This window comes from Streptomyces sp. NPDC050856, from assembly GCF_040653855.1.
GTDB lineage: Bacteria > Actinomycetota > Actinomycetes > Streptomycetales > Streptomycetaceae > Streptomyces.
The window spans coordinates 1-16,097 of the sequence record NZ_JBFAGV010000008.1 but is presented as its reverse complement, the minus strand read 5'-3'; the positions used below and the strand labels follow the sequence as shown (position 1 = coordinate 16,097).

Below are 16,097 nucleotides of genomic sequence, written 5' to 3'. Positions count from 1 at the left end.
GTCCGGGCCCGCTTCGGATGATCCCGTGGACCGGGCGGGACGTCAGGACATGCGCAGCGCGAGGAAGAAGTCCAACTTGTCCTCCAGGCGCGACAGGTCACGCCCCGTCAGCTGCTCGATCCGCCCCACCCGGTACCGCAGCGTGTTCACGTGCAGGTGCAGCCGGCTCGCGCACCGCGTCCACGAGCCGTCGCTGTCCAGGAACGCCTCCAGGGTCGGGATCAGCTCCGCCCGGTGCCGCCGGTCGTAGTCCCGCAGCGGGTCCAGCAGCCGGGCGGTGAACGCCCGCCGCACGTCGTCCGGCACGAACGGCAGCAGCAGCACGTGCGACGCCAGCTCGTGGTGGCCCGCCGCGCACACCCGGCCCGGCCGCGCCGCCGCCACCCGTCGGGCGTGCCGCGCCTCCTCCAGCGCCCCGCGCAGGCCCTCGGCCGAGTGCACGGCCGCGCTCACGCCCAGTGTGAGCCGCCCGTCGTCGGCGAGGCCGGCCGACAGCGGTTCGCGTACCGCGGCCAGCAGCGCGTCCGCGTGCAGCCCCGCAGCCTCCGCGGAGCCGCCGGCCGAGCCCGCCGGGCCGCCCTCGCCGCCGCCCTCGGCCATCGTCCCGTCGGGTCCGGCGACGGCCGGCAGCGGCACCAGCGCGACGGCCTCGTCACCCGTGTGCGCCACCGCGATCCGGTCGGCCGACTCCGGGCCGGACGTGGCCGGGTCGACCAGGATCTCCTCCAGCAGGGACTGGGCGATCGGCCCGCCCTCCACGGCCGGGCGGACCGCGGCGCCCGCCGTCCCCGCCGTACCGGCGCCGGGGCCCGTGCCCGTGGCGGCGCCCTCCTGCCCCCACTCCACCCGGGCCACCACGACCTGCCAGTGCGGTGCCGTGCCCAGACCCGGCAGCAGCACCGGCGCGGCCACCCGCAGCCGTGCCGCGATCTCGGCCGGCGGGGCGCCGGTCTGCACCAGCTCCAGCACCTCCTGGGCCAGCCGGCGCCGCACCGTGCGCGCCGCCTCCCGCCGGTCGCGCTCGACGGCGATCAGCTGGGTGACGCCCTGCAGCAGGTCCAGCCGGGCGGCCGGCCAGTCGCCGGCGTCCGCCTCCACCGCCAGCAGCCAGTCCGACAGCACGGTCTCCCGCACGTCCCGGGACGCGGGGGTGGCGCCCCGCCCGGTGTTACGGATCGGGAAGAGCGAGTACGTCGCACCGGCCACGGCCGCGCGGTGCGGTCCGCGCCGTCCGGTGCGGGTCGCCGCCAGGTGCTCGGCGGCCAGGACGGTGCCCAGGCCGTCCGGCAGCGGGGCGCCCGCGCCCGCGATCTGCCGCCCGGTGGGGGAGAGGACCCAGGCGTGAAGGTCCAGGTCGGAGCCGAGCAGGTCGAGGACGACCTCGGGTCCGCCGCCCGCCGGACCCGAGGTCATCAGCCTCCTGTGGCGATCCACGACAGCCGCGAGGTCGCCGGCCCGCTCGCCCGACACCTGTCGAACGACATGCTCGGTGATCGTCGCGAACGCAACGGATTCATGCACCGCGAAAAGCGGTAGCCGGTGGCGCAAACACGCCTGGACCAGGTCGTCGGGGATCGCGCCGAGCTCCGCCTCGCCCGCCGCCAGGGCCGCCACCCCGGCACCCGAGAGGATCCGGACGAACGGCTCGGAGTCGGCCGAGTCCCGCCGCCACGCCAGCCCGGTGAGCACCAGCTCGCCGCCGGACAGGTACCGGCTCGGATCACGCAGGTCCGTGGTCATCACGCCGCGGACGGTGCGGTCCAGCTCGTCCTCGCCGCCGAGCAACCGCAGCCCCAGCGCGTCGGTCTCCAGCAGTGCGCGCAGCCGCATCTCGTCGCCGCCGATCTCTCTCGTGGGTGTCTCGTTGTGGACGGTGACCTGTGGCCACCGTTTCCGGGGGGAAACGGAGAGGTTACTGCCCCTCGCCTTTCGTTCGAATCTACAAGACGGGACGGGCGGCCAGCCAACTCCTTCATGGTTTCGGTGACTGCACCGGGTGGAGCACCGCTGGGTGTACTTGGCGCACCAGGCGTTAACAGCACATGAACATGAAGACGAAGACGAGGCCCGGCCGTCCCCCGCGCCCCGGCGAACGACCCGACCACTCGGATCACGGATCACGTGGATCACTCGGATCACGTCTCACCGGATCACACAGAAGAGAGCCACTCATGGACTTCCTTCGCCCCGCCAGCTGGGAGGAGGCGCTCGCCGCGAAGGCGGAGCACCCCACGGCTGTGCCCATCGCGGGTGGCACCGACGTCATGGTCGAGATCAACTTCGACCACCGACGGCCCGAGTACCTCCTCGACCTCAACCGCATCGAGCTGCTGAGCGAGTTCGAGGTCGGCGAGGAGAACGTCCGGCTGGGCGCCTCCGTGCCCTACAGCCGGATCATGGCGGACCTGCGGGCGGAGCTGCCGGGCCTCGCGCTCGCCTCCCACACCGTCGCCTCGCCCCAGATCCGCAACCGCGGCGGGGTGGGCGGCAACCTGGGCACCGCCTCCCCGGCCGGTGACGCGCACCCGGCCCTGCTGGCCGCCGGCGCCGAGGTGGAGGTGGAGTCGGTGCGCGGCTCCCGCTTCATCCCCATCGACGAGTTCTACACGGGCGTCAAGCGCAACGCGCTCCGGCCCGACGAGCTCATCAAGACCGTCCACATCAAGAAGGCCGACGGTCCCCAGCAGTACTCCAAGGTGGGCACCCGCAACGCGATGGTGATCGCGGTGTGCGCCTTCGGCCTGGCGCTGCACCCCGAGACGCGGACCGTGCGCACCGGTATCGGCTCCGCCGCCCCCACCCCGGTGCGGGCCCGGGCCGCCGAGGACTTCCTGAACGCCGCGCTGGAGGAGGGCGGGTTCTGGGACAGCGGAAGGGTCATCACCCCCTCGATCGCCAAGCAGTTCGCCGAGCTCGCCTCCGGCGCCTGCAACCCGATCGACGACGTGCGGGGCACCGCCAGGTACCGCAGGCACGCCGTCGGCATCATGGCCCGCCGCACGCTGGGCTGGACCTGGGAGCAGTACCGCGGCACCGCCCGCGCCCTTGAAGGAGCTGCATAACGATGCGTGTCAATTTCACCGTCAACGGACGTCCGCAGGAGGCCGACGACGTCTGGGAGGGCGAGTCCCTCCTGTACGTGCTGCGGGAACGCCTGGGTCTGCCCGGCTCCAAGAACGCCTGCGAGCAGGGTGAGTGCGGCTCGTGCACGGTCCGCCTGGACGGCGTCCCGGTCTGCTCCTGCCTGGTCGCCGCCGGCCAGGTCGAGGGCCGCGAGGTCGTCACCGTCGAGGGCCTCGCCGACTACGCGAGGCAGCGCTCCGAACACGGCGGCGCGTGCGGCACCGGTGCCTGCGGCTCCTCCGGCACGTCCCTCCAGGAGGCCCGTGGCTGGCAGGCCCGCCCTTCCGACGGGGCCAGCGACTCCCAGACCGGGGAGGGCACCGAGCTCTCCCCGATCCAGCAGGCGTTCATCGACGCGGGCGCCGTGCAGTGCGGCTTCTGCACCCCCGGCCTGCTGGTCGCCGCCGACGAGATGCTGGAACGCAACCCCTCCCCGTCCGACGAGGACATCCGCGAGGCGCTCTCCGGCAACCTCTGCCGCTGCACCGGCTACGAGAAGATCCTGGACGCCGTCCGCCTCGCGGCGGCCCGCCAGGAACGTCAGGGAGAGGCGGTCTGATCCCGATGGCAACCGACAACCGAGTCGCCGCCACCCCGGCCGGCACTCCCACCAAGGTCACCCAGGGCTCGAAGACCAGGGGCGGCATCGGCGAGTCCACCCTGCGCCCCGACGGCACCCTGAAGGTCACCGGCGAGTTCGCCTACTCCTCGGACATGTGGCACGAGGACATGCTCTGGGGCCAGATCCTGCGCTCCACGGTCGCGCACGCCGAGATCGTCTCCATCGACACCTCCGAGGCCCTCGCCCGGGCCGGGGTGTACGCCGTCCTCACCTACGAGGACCTGCCCACCGAGGTGAAGAACTACGGCCTGGAGATCCAGGACACCCCGGTGCTCGCCAACGGCGTCGTACGCCACCACGGCGAGCCGGTGGCCCTGGTCGCCGCCGACCACCCGGAGACCGCCCGCCGCGCCGCCGCCAAGATCAAGGTCGAGTACAAGGAGCTGCCCGTCGTCACCGACGAGGCCTCCGCGACCGCCCCCGACGCGCCGCTGCTGCACCCCGGCCGCGACGACCACCACGCCGGTCACGTGGCGCACCCCAACATCGTGCACCGCCAGCCGATCGTGCGCGGCAACGCCGACGAGGCCGCCGCGAAGGCCGACGTCATCGTCTCCGGCGAGTACGTCTTCGGCATGCAGGACCAGGCCTTCCTCGGCCCGGAGTCCGGCCTCGCCGTGCCCGCCGAGGACGGCGGCGTCGACCTGTACGTCGCCACCCAGTGGCTGCACTCCGACCTCCGCCAGATCGCCCCCGTCCTCGGCCTGCCCGAGGAGAAGGTCCGCATGACGCTCTCCGGCGTCGGCGGCGCCTTCGGCGGCCGCGAGGACCTGTCGATGCAGATCCACGCCTGCCTGCTGGCGCTGCGCACCGGCAAGCCGGTCAAGATCGTCTACAACCGGTTCGAGTCCTTCTTCGGCCACGTCCACCGCCACCCGGCGAAGCTCTGGTACGAGCACGGCGCCACCAAGGACGGCAAGCTCACGCACATGAAGTGCCGGATCGTGCTGGACGGCGGCGCCTACGCCTCCGCCTCCCCGGCCGTCGTCGGCAACGCCTCCTCGCTCGCCGCCGGCCCCTACGTCATCGACCACGTCGACATCGAGGCCATCGCCCTCTACACCAACAACCCGCCCTGCGGCGCCATGCGCGGCTTCGGCGCGGTCCAGGCGTGCTTCGCCTACGAGGCGCAGATGGACAAGCTCGCGAAGAAGCTGGACATGGACCCGGTGGAGTTCCGCCGGCTCAACGCCATGGAACAGGGCACCCTGATGCCGACCGGCCAGCCGGTCGACTCGCCCGCCCCGGTCGCCGAGCTGCTGCGCCGCGTCAAGGCGCGCCCGCTGCCTCCGGAGCGCCAGTGGGAGTCCACCGAGGGCGCCGATGTCCGCGCGCTGCCCGGCGGGCTGTCCAACACCACGCACGGCGAGGGCGTCGTCCGGGGCGTCGGCTACGCGGTCGGCATCAAGAACGTCGGCTTCTCCGAGGGCTTCGACGACTACTCCACCGCCAAGGTGCGCATGGAGGTGATCAACGGCGAGGCGGTCGCCACCGTCCACACCGCGATGGCCGAGGTCGGCCAGGGCGGCATCACCGTCCACGCGCAGATCGCCCGCACCGAGCTCGGGGTCACCCAGGTGACCATCAACCCGGCCGACACCCAGGTCGGCTCCGCCGGCTCCACCTCCGCCTCCCGCCAGACCTACGTCACCGGCGGCGCGGTCAAGAACTCCTGCGAACTGGTCCGCGAGAAGGTCCTGGAGCTGGGCCGGCGCAGGTTCGGCAGTTACCACCCGGCCTGGGCCACCGCCGAGCTGCTGCTCGAGGGCGGCAAGGTCGTCACCGACGGCGGCGAGGTCCTGGCCGACCTGGTGGACGTGCTGGAGGGCGAGGTCGTCGAGATCGAGGCCGAGTGGCGCCACCGCCCGACCGAGGCGTTCGACCTGCGCACCGGGCAGGGCAACGGCCACGTCCAGTACTCCTTCGCCGCCCACCGGGCGGTGGTGGAGGTCGACACCGAACTGGGCCTGGTGAAGGTCATCGAGCTGGCCTGCGCCCAGGACGTCGGCAAGGCGCTCAACCCGCTGTCCGTCATCGGCCAGATCCAGGGTGGCACCACCCAGGGCCTGGGCGTGGCGGTCATGGAGGAGATCATCGTCGACCCCAAGACCGCGAAGGTGCGCAACCCCTCCTTCACGGACTACCTGATCCCCACCATCCTCGACACCCCGACCATCCCGGTCGACGTGCTCGAACTCGCCGACGACCACGCGCCCTACGGGCTGCGCGGCATCGGAGAGGCCCCGACCCTGTCGTCCACCCCGGCCGTCCTCGCGGCGATCCGGAACGCGACGGGGCTGGAGCTCAACAAGACGCCGGTACGCCCCGAGCACCTCACCGGCACCCAGTAGCCCTCCGGGCGGCGCGCGCCTCACCGGAACGTCACAAGTCCACGGCACGCGCCGCCCGGAGCTCCCCACGCAGTATCCGGAACACGACCGAAGCACCCCCACGCTTCGTCCCCCACGCCTCACCCCGTTCGTCTCGGGCCGTCCCCCGGGTCGTGCAGCCCACGCACCATCCCAAATCCCGCGATCTCCAGCGCTTTCTGCGGGTGCCCCTATGAACCTTGGGAGTAGGCACCATGACCCAGTCGTCAGTGGAGCCGAAGACCGTCGCCGAAGACGCGGGCTCCGGCTCCCGCGTTCCCGCCGGGCGGTCTTGGCTCGACCGGTACTTTCACATAACCCACCGAGGATCCACGGTCGCGCGTGAGGTGCGCGGCGGCGTCACGACCTTCATGGCCATGGCGTACATCCTCCTGCTCAACCCGCTGCTCCTCGGCGGTCCCGACGCGCTCGGCGACAAGCTGAGCCAGCCGGCGCTCATCACCGCCACCGCGCTCGCCGCGGCGGTCACCACCCTGGCGATGGGCGTCATCGGGAAGGTCCCGCTCGCCCTGGCGGCCGGGCTGAGCGTCGCGGGCGTCCTGTCCACGCAGGTCGCCCCGCACATGACCTGGCCGCAGGCCATGGGCATGTGCGTGATCTACGGCGGCGTGATCTGCCTCCTCGTCGTCACCGGCGTCCGCGAGGTCATCATGAACGCCATCCCGCTGGCCCTGAAGCACGGCATCACCATGGGCATCGGCCTGTTCATCGCGATGATCGGGTTCGTCAACGCGGGCTTCGTGGGCAAGGGCAACCCCGTCGCCCTCGGGGTGGGCGGCTCGCTCTCCGGCTGGCCGGTGGTGCTCTTCGCCGTCACGCTGCTGCTCATCTTCATGCTCCAGGCCCGCAAGGTGCCCGGCGCCATCCTCCTGGGCATCGTCGTCGGCACCGTCATCTCCGTGGTGGCCACCGCCACCGGACTGATCGGCGAGGGCGAGTGGGGCGCCAAGGCGCCCGTCCTGCACGGCAGCGTGGTGTCCCTGCCGGACTTCTCGCTCCTCGGCGCGGTCGAGTTCGGGGGCTGGGAACAGCTCGGCGTCACCACCGTCGGCATGATCGTCTTCACCCTGGTGCTGGCGGGCTTCTTCGACGCCATGGCCACCATCATCGCCGTCGGGCAGGAAGCGCGGCTCGCCGACGCCAAGGGCCGGATGCCCGGTCTGAACAAGGCGCTGTTCATCGACGGCGCGGGCGGCGCGATCGGCGGCGCCACCAGCGCCTCCGGCCAGACCGTCTTCATCGAGTCCGCTACCGGCGTCGGTGAGGGCGCCCGCACCGGACTCTCGGCCACGGTCACCGGCCTGTTCTTCGCCGCCTGCCTGTTCTTCACCCCGCTCACCCAGCTGGTGCCCGGCCAGGTGGCCTCCGCGGCCCTGGTCGTCATCGGCGCGATGATGCTGCAGAACGCCCGGCACGTCGACTGGACCGACTGGTCCGTCGCCGTCCCGGTCTTCCTCACGGTGGTGCTGATGCCGTTCACGTACACCATCACCACCGGTGTCGGCGCGGGCGTCATCGCGTACTGCGCCATCAAGGCCGCGCAGGGCAAGTGGCGCGAGCCCAGCATTCTCATGTGGGTTCTCTCCGCGGTGTTCATCTTCTACTTCGCGACGGGTACCGCGCACTGAGGCACCCGCCGCACATCCGTCTGGACAAGGAGGCCCGACATGCTGGACATCGCCGAGGAACTCACCCGGTGGGTCGAGCAGGGACGTGACTTCGCCGTCGCCACCGTGGTGGCGGTCGGCGGCAGCGCGCCCCGGCAGCCGGGAGCGGCACTCGCCGTCGACAGCGAGGGCACCGCTGTCGGGTCGGTCTCGGGCGGATGTGTGGAGGGCGCGGTCTACGACCTGTGCCGGCAGGCGATCGAGGACGGCCAGACCGTCCTGGAACGCTTCGGCTACAGCGACGAGGACGCCTTCGCGGTCGGTCTGACCTGCGGCGGAGTCATCGACATCCTCGTCACCCCGGTTCGCGGCGGGGTCTGCCCCGCCGCCCTGTCGGCCGCCGCCTCCGGGGAGGCGGCGGCCCTCGCCCGGATCACCGACGGACCGGCGGAGCTGCTCGGGCAGGCTCTGCTGGTCCGCCCGGACGGCTCGTACGAGGGGGCCCTCGGCGGCCACCCGCAGCTCGACCGCACCGCCGCGGCCGAGGCCCGCGCCCTGCTGGACGCGGGCCGCACCGGCACGGTCGTCATCGGGGAGGAGGGCTCGCGCTGCGGCCGCCCCCTGACCCTGCTCGTCGAGTCCAGCGTGCCCGCCCCCCGCATGATCGTCTTCGGCGCGATCGACTTCGCGTCGGCACTGGTGAAGGTGGGCAAGTTCCTCGGCTACCACGTCACCGTGTGCGACGCCCGCCCGGTCTTCGCCACCCCGGCCCGCTTCCCCGAGGCCGACGAGATCGTGATCGAGTGGCCGCACCGCTACCTCGCGGCCACCCGGGTGGACTCCCGTACCGCCCTGTGCGTACTGACCCACGACGCCAAGTTCGACGTGCCCCTGCTCCGGCTCGCGCTGCGGCTGCCCGTCGCCTACGTCGGCGCGATGGGCTCCCGCCGCACCCACGAGGACCGCAACGAACGGCTGCGCGCCGTCGGTGTCACGGAGCTGGAACTGGCCCGCCTGCGTTCCCCGATCGGCCTCGACCTCGGTGCCCGCACGCCGGAGGAGACCGCCCTGTCGATCGCCGCGGAGATCGTCGCCGAGCGCCGCGGCGGCACCGGCGTCCCCCTCACCGGCGCCCACACCCCCATCCACCACGACGGCCCCGGCGCCCCGGCCGGCCGGCTCGGTTCCGTGGCCTGACCCGGACCGCGGGGCGGCGGAAAACCCGGGTGTCCGCCCGCCGCCGGAGGCCTAGGGTCCGGAGCATGGACATCCGTGACGTGCCCGAGGCGCATGCCGACCGCGCCCTGGAGCTCGTGTACCTGGTCTTCCACGACCGCCCGGCGGCAGAGCGCCGCGAGCACCACCGTGAGCTGCTGCTGCGCTGCGAGCGCGTCGGGGCGTACGACGGCGGCGCCCTGGTCGGCTTCCTCGCCGCCCACCCCTTCACCCTCTCCGTGCCCGGCGGCGAACTGCCCTGCCCGGGGCTCACCTTCGTCGCGGTCGCGCCGACCCACCGCCGCCGCGGGGTGCTGTCCGCCATGCTCGCCGAGGTGTTCCGGCGCGGCGCCGCGCGCGGCGCGCCACTGGCCGCGCTGTGGGCGTCCGAGGACGCCATCTACGGCCGCTTCGGCTTCGGCCCCGCCACCCAGGGCCTCAGCGTCGAGATCGACTCCCGGCGCCCGCTCGCCCTGCGCGTGGAGCCCGACGCGCGGCCGCTGCGGCTGGTCGACGCGGCCCGGGTGCCCGAGGTCGTCGGCCCGTACTTCGACGCCACCCGGAGCGGGCGGGCCGGCCGGATCGCCCGGGACCCGGAGCGCTGGCGCGGCGAGTGGCTGGCCGAGGAGGACGAGGAGGACGACGAACTGTCACCGCCCCGGACCGTGGCCCTCGGCGAGCCCCCGGCCGGGTACGCGGTCTACCGCACCAGGGCCGGCGACGACGCGACCGGTGCCCCCGGACTCGTCCGCGTCGACGAGCTGGAGGCGGACACCCCGGCCGTCGCCGCCGCCCTGTGGCGCTACCTCGCCTCCATCGACCTCACCGGCACGGTCCGGGCGTGGGGCCGCCCGCCGGACGATCCGCTGCTGCACTTCGCCGCCGACCGCGACCAGGTACGGGTCACCGGGCAGTTCCCGGCCCTGTGGGTGCGCCTGGTCGACGTGCGCGCGGCGCTCACCGCCCGGGCCTGGGCGGTGAGCGCCGACCTGGTCCTGGAGGTCCGTGACGACCACCTGCGGGCCAACCACGGCCGCTTCCGCCTCACCGCCTCGGCGCGCGGCTGCCGGTACGAACCGACCGGTGACCCGGCCGACCTCACCCTCGGGGTGCGGGACCTGGCGGCCTGCTACCTCGGCGGCACCCGCGTCCGCGAACTGGTCCGCGCCGGTCTGGTGACCGAGCACACCCCGGGGTCCGCGGCCAAGCTGGACGACGCGCTGCGCACCGAGCTGCTGCCGAACACGGCCGACGAGTTCTGACCGCGCCGGCCCCCCGCAGGCGCACCCGCGCCGGCCGGCCCCCGCCGGTGCGCCGGAACACACGGGGTTCGATCCGCACCCGGCGGGAACACGCCACATTCCCCGGTACCGGCGTTCGCGACCGTGCGAGGCACGGCACCGGCCGGGATGATGAAGCGCCCCGCGACACCCCGCGGGACGCGATCGGAAAGGCGGGCTTTTCGTTGCGCAGTGTCGGAGTGGAGGAAGAACTCCTCCTGGTTGACCCGGAGAGCGGCGAGCCGCGTGCCCTGTCCACGGCCGTACTGGCGATCGCGGCCAAGGAGAGCCGGGACGGTGAGAACGCGTTCGAGAAGGAGCTCCAGGCACAGCAGCTGGAGTTCGCCACCCACCCCCGCACGGACATGGGGGAGCTGGGTGCCGAGATCCGGCGCTGGCGGGCCGAGGCCGCCCGGCACGCGGGCGAGGTCGGCGCGGCCGTGGCCGCCCTGGCCACCTCGCCGCTGCCCGCCGGGCCGGCGGTCAGCGAGGGCAAGCGCTACCGCTGGATACAGGAGCACTTCGGCCTGACCGCGCAGGAGCAGCTCACCAGTGGCTGCCACGTCCATGTGTCGGTCGAGTCGGACGAGGAAGGCGTCGCCGTCCTGGACCGGATCCGCCCGTGGCTGGCCGTGCTGCTGGCGCTGAGCGGGAACTCGCCGTTCTGGCAGGGCAGCGACAGCGGGTACGCCAGCTACCGGAGCCGGGTGTGGGGCCGCTGGCCCTCGGCCGGCCCGGTGGAGATCTTCGGTTCCGCCGACCGCTACCACCAGCAGGTGAGCGACCTGGTCGGCACCGGGGTGCTGCACGACGAGGGGATGATCTACTTCGACGCCCGGCTCTCCCGCAACTACCCCACCGTGGAGGTCCGCGCCGCCGACGTCTGCCTCGACGCCTCCACCACCGCGCTGATCGCCACCCTCACCCGCGGCCTGGTCGACACGGCCGCCCGCGAGTGGCGCGAGGGCGTGCCTCCGGCCCGGCACGGCGTCGGGCTGCTGCGGGTGGCTTCCTGGCGGGCCGGCCGCTCGGGCCTGGACGACGAGCTGATCGATCCCCTGACGATGCTCCCCGCCCCCGCCGAGCACGTCGTACGCGCCCTGCTCGACCACGTCGCGGACGCCCTCGACGACAACGGCGACCTGGCCTACGCCCGCGAGGGCATCGCCCGGCTGCTGCGCGACGGCAACGGCGCCCGCGTCCAGCGCGACCTGCTCAACCGCACCGGCAGCCTCCGCGAGGTCGTCGCCGCCTGTGTCCGCCGCACCCAGTCGGACGGCGCGGAGTAACCGGCGCCCCGGCGCACGGGACCGGTTCCCCCGGCGTGCGCCGGGGTACCCGGGTGTCCCGTTGCCGGAACGTCACGGCAAGAAGGCAGCCGCCGGAAGGAGACACCCGTGCTGCTCGAACAGCGGGCCTTCGACATCGCCCGCCGGATCGCCCGGCGGCGCTCCGCCCCCGCCCTGCACCCGAGCGGCCTGAACTGCGCCGGAGTGCTCGACGTGCCCGGCAGCGACAACGGCCGGTGGGGCGGCGGCTGGCTCGACCGGCCGGGGCTCTACGACGTGGCCGTCCGGTGGTCGCGCGCGGCGGGCCTGCCCGGCGGGCTGCCCGACGGCCTCGGGCTCGCCCTGCGCGTGGCGGACGCCGGCGGCCCGGGCGCCCCCCTGGACCTGCTCCTCACCTCCAGCGGCGCCGGCCGGCTGGGCCGGCACCTGCCGCTGCCCCGGCGCGACGCCATCGGCGGGCCGTACTCCACCCTGGTGTCGTACCGCGCGGGCGACCGGGAGCGCGTACTGGCCGCCTTTCCGGTGCGCCACGGACCGCGCCGCGTCCCAGGCGGCCTGCCCGCGCTGCGGGAGGCCCTGGGCCGGGCGCCGGTCTCCTTCGACCTTCGCGCGGCGGCGCCCGGCGAGCCCTGGCGGTCCTTCGCCACCCTGACCGTCCGGGCACCGGGCGACGCCCCGCCCACCAGTTCCCCCGGCTACGACCCCTACGCCCACAGCGTGCCCGGTCTGCGCCCCACCGCCCGCCTGCGCGACCTGCGGATCGCCGCCTACAGCGGCTCCCGGCACGGTCGCGCCGACCGGGCGGGCGCCCGCCATGGCTGACCCCGCCCGGGGGCGCGGCCGGCGACCGGGCCCCCGCGACGCCACGGACGCCGGCGCCACGGACCCCGGCGGCCCCGGCGCCGGCCCGGACCCGGGAGGGGCGTCCGGAGCGGGTTCCGGTACGGGGCGCGGAGCGGGGCCGGACACCCGGCGTTCGCTGCTCGTCTGGGCGCTGATCGGCGCGGCGGCCATGGCCGCCGTCGACGAGATCGTCTTCCACCAGATCCTGGGCTGGCACCACTTCTACGACCGCTCCACCCCCGCCGTCGGCCTGCTCTCCGACGGGCTGCTGCACACCGCCGAGCTGCTGGGGCTGGTCGCCGGCTTCGCCCTCCACGCCGACCTGCGCCGGCGCCGCGCCCTGGACCGCCGTCACGCCCTGGCGGGGCTCCTCCTCGGCCTCGGGGCCTTCCAGCTCTTCGACGGCACCGTCGACCACAAACTGCTGCGGGTGCACCAGATCCGTTACGGCGTCGACGTCACCGGCTACGACGTGGCCTGGAACGCGGCCGGCCTCGCCCTGCTCGCCGCCGGCGCCGTCCTCGCGGTACGCGCCCGGCGCCACCACCGGTGACCCCCGCGCCCGGCCACACCGGGCCGGACCCGGTGCTGCCGCTGGTCGCCCTGGCCACGGTGGTCGCCGTCGCCGGGTACCTGGCGGCGGCCGCCCGGCTGCGCCGGCGGGGCGACGCCTGGCCCCGGTACCGCGACGCCTCGTTCACGGCCGGGGGCGCGGCCCTCGCCGCCGCGGCCGTGGCCCCGCTGCCCGGCGGGCCGTTCACCGCCCACATGGCGCAGCACCTGGTGATCGCCATGGCCGCTCCCGTACCACTGGTGGTGGCCCGGCCGATGACCCTGGCCCTGCGGACGCTGCCGCCCGGCACCGCCCGCCGCGCCCTGCTCGCCGTGACCGGCTCCCGGCCCGCCGCCCTGCTGTGCTTCCCACCGCTGGCCGCGCTGCTGGACATGGGCGGCCTGTGGCTGCTGTACCGCACCCCCCTGCTGGCCACCGCCCACCACGAGCCGCTGGTGGGCGCGGTGGTCCACCTCCACGTACTGGCGGCCGGCGCGCTGTTCACCTTCTGCGTGTGCCAGCGCGATCCGGTGCGCCACGGCTGGAGCCTCGCCTGGCGCGGCGGCGCCCTGCTGGCCGCCGGGGCCGCCCACGCGGTCCTCGCCAAGTCGCTGTACGCCTCGCCCCCGCCGGGCACCGCCTTCGCCGCCGCCGACCTGAGGGCCGGCGCCCAGGTGATGTACTACGGCGGCGACCTGGTCGACCTGGCGCTGGCCACCGTGCTCGCCGTGCAGTGGTACGCCGCCACCGGCCGGGCCCGGGCGCGTTTCCGGCGGCTGAGCGCGGCTACTCGCGCCACATGAACCCTACGCACAGGCAGCAAGGAACTCAGCCGGGACCGGGGCGCGGGCCGGGCCGGATGCTCGCGGCGCTCGACCGGCTGGAACGCTGGCCGAAGGCCGACCGGGTGATCGACGCCCTCCAGCTCGCGGTGCGCTCCGCACCCCTGGGGCGGGCCCGGGACGCCCTGCACGGGCGGCGGCTCGGCCACCCCGTCCACCCGCTGATGGTGCAGGTCCCCATCGGCGCGTGGCTGTCGGCGGCGGTCCTGGACTTCTGGCCGGGGCAGCGGCGCGGCGCGCGCGCCCTGATCGGCGTGGGCCTGCTGGCCGTCGGCCCGGCGGCGGCGGCGGGCTGGGCCGACTGGGCCGAGCTGCACCGGCAGCAGCGGCGCGTCGGCCTGGTCCACGCCGCGGCGAACGTGACCGCCGCGTCCCTGTACGCCGGCTCGCTGGCCGCCCGTTCCAAGGGCCGCGAGGGCCTGGGCCGGGTGCTGGGCCTGGCCGGTCTGACGGCCGTGTCCGCGGGCGGCGCGCTGGGCGGGCACATGGCCTACCGGCAGGCGTCGGGGGCGAACCACGCCGAGGAGGTCCCGCACCTGGTGTCACCGGGCTGGCACCCCCTCGGTGACCTGGCCGACTTCCCGGCAGGCCGGGCGGCGCGGCGCCATGTCGACGACGTGGCCGTCCTGGTGGTCCGGGAGAGCGGGGACACCGTGCGGGTCCTCGCCGACCGGTGCAGCCACCTGGCCGGGCCGCTGTCCGAGGGTGAGATCGCCGACGGGTGCGTCCGGTGCCCCTGGCACGGCAGCGTGTTCCGGCTGGCCGACGGGTGGAACGTCCGGGGCCCGGCGACAGCGCCGCAGCCGGCGTTCGACACCCGTGTGGTCGACGGCCGCGTCGAGGCCAGGCTGCGCCACACCGGCCGGGCTGAGCAGGACGAGGGGGAGGAAGCGGCCTGATCCCGGCGGTCGTCCAGCCCCCTTCGCCCACGGGCGCCGAGGGGCCGTACCGGCCGTGCCGACGGCCCCTGACGGCGGAACGGCCCGGTGGACCGGTCCACCGGGCCGTCGAGCGGGCGCGGCACCCCGCCGCCGAGCGGTACGGGGTCCGCGCCGGGGGTCCGGCCCGCCGGGAACGGGTCCGCTCAGTCCTTGGTGACCTTCTCGGACATCGCCGTGTACGCGAACTGCAGCGCGTCCGAACCGGCCACCGCCGCCACGGCCGACATGGCCGTCCGCGTCGCCCGCGGCCACAGCACCCGGCTCGCGGTCAGCGTCGTGCCGATCCACACGCTCATGCAGAACGGGCAGGTCAGCAGCTCGCCGACGGTCTCCCGGCGCCCGTGGCGCGGCTCCTCGCCCACCTCGGCGGGGCCTTCCGGCCCCTCGTACCGGGTGAACGGCGCGCGCAGCGGACTGGTCACCGTGCCCTTGCTGAGCAGCCTGCTCAGCCGGAACGTCGCCACCGCCGTCAGCGCCAGGTCCCAGGGTTCGGGCCGCTCCGGCAGCGGCCGCCCCGAGCGCCGCACCGCGATCGCCCAGGCCGCCGTGTAGGTGCCGAAGGCCGTCAGGGCCGCCGCGTAACCGCCCAGCGGCCGGTCCGCCCCGCCGGCATAGGTCCGCCGTACCCGCCCCAAGAGGTCCGCCATGAGCGTCGCCTCCGTCTCTGCTCGTCGTTGCACGTGCCGCGCGCCGGCCGCCTCGTCCGCGGTCCCCGCGTCGCGTTCCGGGCCGCCTTCCCCGTCACGGTAGGGCGAACCGCGCGCGGCGGCACGGCGGGGAAGGCCGGCATGATCTCCGTCTTCGCGGGCAGACGGCGGAGGGCCGGTCCGCCCCGGCTCCCGTTGCCCGCGCCCGAAGGAGACCCCCCTCATGAGCTCGCCGATATACGACCAGCTGGTCAAGGAACACGGAGACGTCCTCACCGAAACGAGAAAGCTGGCGGATTTCACCCACCGGCAGGCCGACCGGATGCTGAGCTGGGACCTGCACCACCGGGGATGGGAGCAGGAGGACCGGCCGGAACGCGAGAGGCGCGCCGAGCGCCGGGAGAGTCCGGAATATGCCGAGCAGAGCTGAAAAGGCGTTTTGCGCGGGCCGGCGCGGGGAACACGCACCTTCTCAGGAAGGAGCGCGACCATGACCCGCAGCAAGAGGACTTCCGCCGCCAAGGCCAAGGCCGAGCAGGTCGAAGGCGCGGCGAAGGAGGCGGCCGGCCGCACCGTCGGCAACGAGCGACTGACCGCCGAGGGCCGCGGTGAGCGAGCCAAGGGCGACCTGCGCCAGGCGGGCAAGAAGATCAAGGACGCTTTCAAGCGGTAGCGCGAGCGGCAGCGCGAACCCACACGGAGCGGTGGCCCGGCGGAGGTCGTGTTGACCCGGGCGACCCCGCCC

15 protein-coding genes are annotated in these 16,097 nt (G+C 74.4%); 13 read left to right on the top strand and 2 right to left on the bottom strand.

Annotated elements, in window-relative coordinates; genetic code table 11:
* Positions 1–42: 42 nt before the first annotated feature.
* Positions 43–1,830, bottom strand: coding sequence for a PucR family transcriptional regulator ligand-binding domain-containing protein (locus AB0H53_RS10055; RefSeq protein WP_362109502.1), 1,788 nt, complete (start codon positions 1,828–1,830; stop codon positions 43–45).
* 341 nt (positions 1,831–2,171) lie between these two features.
* Here AB0H53_RS10055 and AB0H53_RS10050 point away from each other — a divergent pair, with 341 nt between their 5' ends.
* The 11 genes from AB0H53_RS10050 to AB0H53_RS10000 all read left to right on the top strand — a co-directional run bounded on the left by AB0H53_RS10050 (position 2,172) and on the right by AB0H53_RS10000 (position 14,663).
* Positions 2,172–3,062, top strand: coding sequence for a xanthine dehydrogenase family protein subunit M (locus AB0H53_RS10050; protein ID WP_362109500.1), 891 nt, complete (start codon positions 2,172–2,174; stop codon positions 3,060–3,062).
* A 2-nt stretch (positions 3,063–3,064) separates the two neighbouring features.
* On the top strand, positions 3,065–3,682 hold the full coding sequence (locus AB0H53_RS10045; RefSeq protein WP_362109498.1) for a (2Fe-2S)-binding protein: 618 nt from the start codon (positions 3,065–3,067) through the stop codon (positions 3,680–3,682).
* A gap of 5 nt (positions 3,683–3,687) precedes the next feature.
* Positions 3,688–6,096, top strand: a complete 2,409-nt coding sequence (gene pucD / locus AB0H53_RS10040) for a xanthine dehydrogenase subunit D (RefSeq protein ID WP_362109496.1) — start codon at positions 3,688–3,690, stop codon at positions 6,094–6,096.
* Positions 6,097–6,329: 233 nt separating this feature from the next.
* A complete protein-coding gene (locus tag AB0H53_RS10035; protein ID WP_362109494.1) occupies positions 6,330–7,763 on the top strand; it encodes an NCS2 family permease in 1,434 nt (477 codons plus the stop codon).
* A gap of 39 nt (positions 7,764–7,802) precedes the next feature.
* Positions 7,803–8,939 (top strand): XdhC/CoxI family protein, encoded by a 1,137-nt coding sequence (locus AB0H53_RS10030; protein WP_362109492.1) that lies wholly within the window; start codon positions 7,803–7,805, stop codon positions 8,937–8,939.
* A gap of 65 nt (positions 8,940–9,004) precedes the next feature.
* Complete coding sequence (locus tag AB0H53_RS10025; RefSeq protein ID WP_362109490.1) at positions 9,005–10,219, top strand: GNAT family N-acetyltransferase; 1,215 nt, start codon at positions 9,005–9,007, stop codon at positions 10,217–10,219.
* A gap of 203 nt (positions 10,220–10,422) precedes the next feature.
* The gene (locus AB0H53_RS10020) at positions 10,423–11,526 is read left to right on the top strand and encodes a glutamate--cysteine ligase (protein WP_362109488.1); all 1,104 of its coding nucleotides are present in this window, start codon (positions 10,423–10,425) and stop codon (positions 11,524–11,526) included.
* 108 nt (positions 11,527–11,634) lie between these two features.
* Positions 11,635–12,348 carry a phosphodiesterase gene (locus tag AB0H53_RS10015; RefSeq protein WP_362109486.1) on the top strand — a complete coding sequence of 238 codons (714 nt, stop codon included), beginning with the start codon at positions 11,635–11,637 and terminating at the stop codon, positions 12,346–12,348.
* A 190-nt stretch (positions 12,349–12,538) separates the two neighbouring features.
* Complete coding sequence (locus AB0H53_RS10010) at positions 12,539–12,922, top strand: DUF2243 domain-containing protein (RefSeq protein ID WP_362109816.1); 384 nt, start codon at positions 12,539–12,541, stop codon at positions 12,920–12,922.
* Complete coding sequence (locus AB0H53_RS10005; RefSeq protein WP_362109484.1) at positions 12,919–13,725, top strand: cytochrome c oxidase assembly protein; 807 nt, start codon at positions 12,919–12,921, stop codon at positions 13,723–13,725. Before AB0H53_RS10010 ends, AB0H53_RS10005 begins: the two co-directional genes overlap by 4 nt.
* Positions 13,722–14,663 (top strand): Rieske 2Fe-2S domain-containing protein, encoded by a 942-nt coding sequence (locus tag AB0H53_RS10000; RefSeq protein WP_362109482.1) that lies wholly within the window; start codon positions 13,722–13,724, stop codon positions 14,661–14,663. Before AB0H53_RS10005 ends, AB0H53_RS10000 begins: the two co-directional genes overlap by 4 nt.
* A 185-nt stretch (positions 14,664–14,848) precedes the next feature.
* Here AB0H53_RS10000 and AB0H53_RS09995 read toward each other — a convergent pair whose 3' ends face one another.
* Positions 14,849–15,352 (bottom strand): DUF1360 domain-containing protein, encoded by a 504-nt coding sequence (locus AB0H53_RS09995; RefSeq protein ID WP_362109480.1) that lies wholly within the window; start codon positions 15,350–15,352, stop codon positions 14,849–14,851.
* A 223-nt stretch (positions 15,353–15,575) separates the two neighbouring features.
* On the opposite strand from AB0H53_RS09995, the gene AB0H53_RS09990 reads away from it, so the two are divergent.
* Together AB0H53_RS09990 and AB0H53_RS09985 are read left to right on the top strand one after the other, a co-directional pair.
* Entirely contained in the window at positions 15,576–15,782 is a 207-nt protein-coding gene (locus AB0H53_RS09990; RefSeq protein WP_362109478.1) for a hypothetical protein, read from the top strand.
* Between the two features lie 60 nt (positions 15,783–15,842).
* The gene (locus tag AB0H53_RS09985) at positions 15,843–16,025 is read left to right on the top strand and encodes a CsbD family protein (RefSeq protein ID WP_362109476.1); all 183 of its coding nucleotides are present in this window, start codon (positions 15,843–15,845) and stop codon (positions 16,023–16,025) included.
* The last annotated feature ends 72 nt before the right edge of the window (positions 16,026–16,097 follow it).